The organism is Ursidibacter arcticus (genome assembly GCF_009761375.1).
Lineage (GTDB): Bacteria > Pseudomonadota > Gammaproteobacteria > Enterobacterales > Pasteurellaceae > Ursidibacter > Ursidibacter arcticus.
In genome coordinates, this window is record NZ_LEKM01000062.1 from 1 (window position 1) to 4136 (window position 4136).

Annotated in this window: 3 protein-coding genes; all 3 read right to left on the reverse strand. The window is 38.5% G+C overall.

All coding sequences use genetic code 11. The features are described 5' to 3' along the window. Positions 1–265 precede the first annotated feature (265 nt). Positions 266–1288: a LacI family DNA-binding transcriptional regulator gene (locus A1D25_RS01755; protein ID WP_157394006.1), complete on the reverse strand. Its 1023-nt coding sequence runs from the start codon at positions 1286–1288 to the stop codon at positions 266–268. Between the two features lie 45 nt (positions 1289–1333). Then, positions 1334–2776 carry a glycoside hydrolase family 32 protein gene (locus tag A1D25_RS01760; RefSeq protein WP_157394007.1) on the reverse strand — a complete coding sequence of 481 codons (1443 nt, stop codon included), beginning with the start codon at positions 2774–2776 and terminating at the stop codon, positions 1334–1336. 113 nt (positions 2777–2889) lie between these two features. Next, positions 2890–3813 carry an aminoimidazole riboside kinase gene (locus A1D25_RS01765; RefSeq protein ID WP_157394008.1) on the reverse strand — a complete coding sequence of 308 codons (924 nt, stop codon included), beginning with the start codon at positions 3811–3813 and terminating at the stop codon, positions 2890–2892. Between the last annotated feature and the right edge of the window lie 323 nt (positions 3814–4136).

The window sequence follows — 4136 nt, forward strand, 5'->3', positions numbered from 1 at the left end:
AACGACAAATAGGCTTGAAGGATTATTTAGTGAACTAAAACGAAAATTAAATAATCACAATGGATTAAGCAAAAAACGTAAGGTTATGTTTATAAAGGATTTTTTAAATAAAAAGAGTTGCTAACAACATAAGAAAAATATTATTAGCAACCACTTTGTCCACTTGAACGTGTAATGGGTAAATCAGCAACCATTTTGTCCATTACACCAAGGTTGAGGTGACTTTCCACAAAGAGTGGTATCACCTCAATCGAATTATTTATTCCTAATCTCGCCAAACAATTTCACACTCAACAACACAATTTTCAGGGAACTTCCCTTGTAATTTTTGGCGTAGCGTTGTAAAGACTTCATCAGCAATTTGTTGATGATTTTGTTTGATGGAATGAATATGAAAAGGCAACGCATTTAACAGATCGTGATCGTCAAAAGTGGCTAAATGGAGCTCTCGATTAAGTAATTTATCCATCTGCTTATGCTCTGTGAGATAGCGTAAAACCCCTTCTAAAATAGTGTAAGAGGCGGTAAAAATAGCTTGGGGAAGTCTGCCTAATTGAGCAACAACATCTTGTAGCATCTCATACCCTGCTTCAGGTTGGTAATTTTTATGTAAGATCCAACCGCTTTGTTCTGGTAAATTAGCTTGTTTCAAGCCTTGTTGAAAACCCACTAAACGAGAAAGGCTAGGGGATAAAGAAAGCTGTCCACCAAAATAGAAATACTCACTAAGTTGATAATCCATTGCCACTTTACTCACCACTTCAGCAATTTTCTGTGTATCTTGGCTGATAACATAGCAGAGATCTAACTGAGGAACATAGCGGTCGATTTGTACCACAGGAGTATGTTTCATTATACTTTTGTAATACTTAGGATCTTGATGGGTAGGAGCAGTGATCAATAAGTCGATCTGACGATCTAACAGACGATCAATCGCTAATTTTTCTTGAGCAGGGTTATCATCAGAACACGCAACAACCAGTAATAAGCCATTTTCACGACACAATTTTTCTAAACGTTTTGCTTTAAAAGCAAAGCCGTAGTTGGTTAGATCGGGAATAACCAAACCAACCACATTTGTTCGTTGCATTTTTAAGGCTTTCGCAGAGGCATTTACGCGGTAGCCACATTCTTTCGCCACCGCTTTTACTTTCTCACAAGTTTCTGGTTTGATACGAAATTGGTCAGCCTGACCATTTAAAATCATACTGACTGTGGTTTTCGACACGCCACTTAATTCGGCAATATCATTGAGTGTAACTCTTTTTCTTGTGAGTGGAATATTCATCGTCTTCCTTGATAGGCAAATCTATGCGGATTTGCCTATTGTACTCTATTTATATTCAATTGCCGAAATTTGTGCAATTTCTAGCGATAATGGCTGAGAAACTTGAATAATATTTTCTCTGTTCGCAATAAAAAAGCGTGATGTCATTACTTTTTCGCCATCATTGATAAAAATTTCCATTACAGAACGGTCAAAGAAGATCTCAACTTTTTCTAATCGCTCTACTCGACAATATCTGATTTCACCAAATTGAGCCATTAGTTCCGTTTGCTCTGATGCACTGCGGTCGAGGGAAAGCAAGCCATCTTGATAATTTAGCGTTAAATGATGCCCTTGTGCATTATCAAAAAAGCGGATATTAAGCGGTTGGTTTTGCCATTCAAATTGCAAATAGGCGGTATCGAGATGAGCAATGGTTTGACGATTTTCGATAAGCACTTTTTGGCTTGAGTGGCACTGTGCATAAACTTCCGACACTGGCTTTTGATAAATTTTGCCATTTTGTAATGAGAGCTGGCGAGGCAAGCTCAACATTGAGTGCCATTTGTAGCGATCGGTCGGGTAGGTTAAATCAGGTAAGCCAACCCAACCGTACAAAATCCCATTAGCCTGTTGAACAGTTTGCGGTGCATAGAAATCAAAACCGTAATCTAACTCTTCAATATGTTCGGCGTTAAACTGATTTCCAGATAAAGAGCCTACTGCATAAGTGGCGTGGAAATTATTTTGGAATTGCTGAATTTCACGCAATTTCCCTTGTGGCGACCATACAAAAATATCTTTATCGGCAAGTTGGAAGAGATCAGGGCATTCCCACATAAAAACATTATGATTATCAAAATGAGGCAAAGCTAATTCTGAAATAAGGCGTGGTTTGCTTTCAAGATTATCCATCTCATAAATTAACGCAGTGCCTGTGAGATCTTGACGTTGTGCCCCTAGCACAAAGCGAATTTTGCCATCAATCGTTAAGTAAGGTTTTGGATCACGAACGTGTTCAGTGTAGCCTTCAGGAGCTTGATCGATAATACAGCGTTTTTCCAGTAACTTACCAGATTTGTCAAAAATCGCGATATTTTGATGGGGTACACGCTGATTATCACTCGCTCGGCGTGTATTACCCGTATAGAATGCAACAATTTTATCTTGCCATAAAATTGCACCACCTGAATAGCAGCCGTGAGATTCAAACATTTCATCGGGAATTAAGCTATCTGCTTCACTGAAAGTATGAAAATCCTTAGTGATAAAGTGTTTCCAATGTTTCATTCCGTGTATAGCATCGTAAGGAAACCATTGATAGAAAACGTGATAGTGTTCGCCATCAAAGATCAAGCCGTTAGGATCATTCAGTAGTCCTGTTGGTGGAGCGAGATGATAAGTTGGTCGGAAGTCTTTATCAGATAGCACCTGTTCACGAATTTGTGCAAGCTCCCCAGTGGATTGAGCGTGTAAGCTCTTATACTTACCTTGATTAAAAATATGCATTGTTTTTATCCTTTTAAATAAGAAACGGTTGGCATTAGGAGATAGCGTATTACAAAACACACTTGCAAAAAATCGGCTCAATCCAACCGCTTGATATTAAGGTGTTAATACCATTAACTTGCTAAAAATTCATCAAGTTGTTGTTTATTTGGGAGAGCAGACATCGCCCCTTTCGCTGTGGTCGCTAACGCCCCTGACGCATTGGCTTTACGAATAATTTCCGTTAAAACTTGCTCATTTTTCCATTCTGGCTGTTGTGATAAGCCAGCAAGTAATCCACTCACAAAAGCATCGCCTGCACCTGTGGTATCAACAGGCTGTAATGCTTTACCCGCCACGACTTTACTCTCGCCATTCAGATGATAAATCGCACCATCTTTACCTAAAGTAATGATAATGAGCTTTTCTGGGTATTGAGCGGTAATAGCAGATGTCGCTTGCTCAAGGGTTGTTGTATTGGTTAATAGTGTTAATTCTTCTTCGGAGAACTTTAACACGTCTGCCATTGCCACAACACTATTTACCACCGCTTTCATTTCATCAAGAGATTGCCATAAAGATTCGCGTAAATTTGGATCAAATGAGAAGAAACCGCCCGCTTGTTTAATACGGCGAATAGCTTCAATGGTCGTTGAACGAGAAGGGTTGTTGATCAACGCAATAGAACAGCAGTGTAACCATTCATTGCGGTTAAAATGCGGTAGATCTGTGACTTCTAAGAATTGATCGGCACTTGGATTGACCATAAAGGTAAAACTACGCTCGCCATTATCAAGCCCAACAATAACCGTTGACGTTCTTTGTTGTGGGTCGAGAACCATATGCTCGGTTGAAACTTGTTCATCTTGCAAGGTTTGTTGCATAAACTTACCAAGCGGATCATTTCCAACACGCCCAATAAACCCTGTTTCCCCACCTAAACGAGAAACCCCAACCGCCACATTTGCAGGTGCACCACCCGCACAACGTAGATAGTGATTTTCACCATCTGGAATTAAATCCACGACCGCATCACCTAACACCCAAATTTTACTCATATTTTATACTCTCTGCTTAAAAAATTTATAAACCGAATAGTAGCTAAAACGTTTTAGTTTTGCAATTTAAGAGAGTGTTTAGGATCAAATTTATGAATAAAATAAAAATTATAGTTTTTTGGGGCTAAAACGAAACCAACTATACGAAACATCCTAACTGGATATATGCCACTTTTTAGCTTTTTATGGTAACTAATTCAAAATATATTAGACTTTGAAAAATTATTTGGAATTGCTTTTACGTAATTAAATGAAAATTGAAGATAAAAATATAGAAGATCAAATTTGAGCTTCTCAGGCTGATGACAAACCCCAATTTGTTG

Excerpts from the sequence above, each read along its gene's own strand:
- A1D25_RS01765 (WP_157394008.1), bottom strand. The coding sequence starts at position 3,813 with ATGAGTAAAATTTGGGTGTTAGGTGATGCGGTCGTGGATTTAATTCCA.
- A1D25_RS01760 (WP_157394007.1), bottom strand. The coding sequence starts at position 2,776 with ATGCATATTTTTAATCAAGGTAAGTATAAGAGCTTACACGCTCAATCC.
- A1D25_RS01755 (WP_157394006.1), bottom strand. The coding sequence starts at position 1,288 with ATGAATATTCCACTCACAAGAAAAAGAGTTACACTCAATGATATTGCC.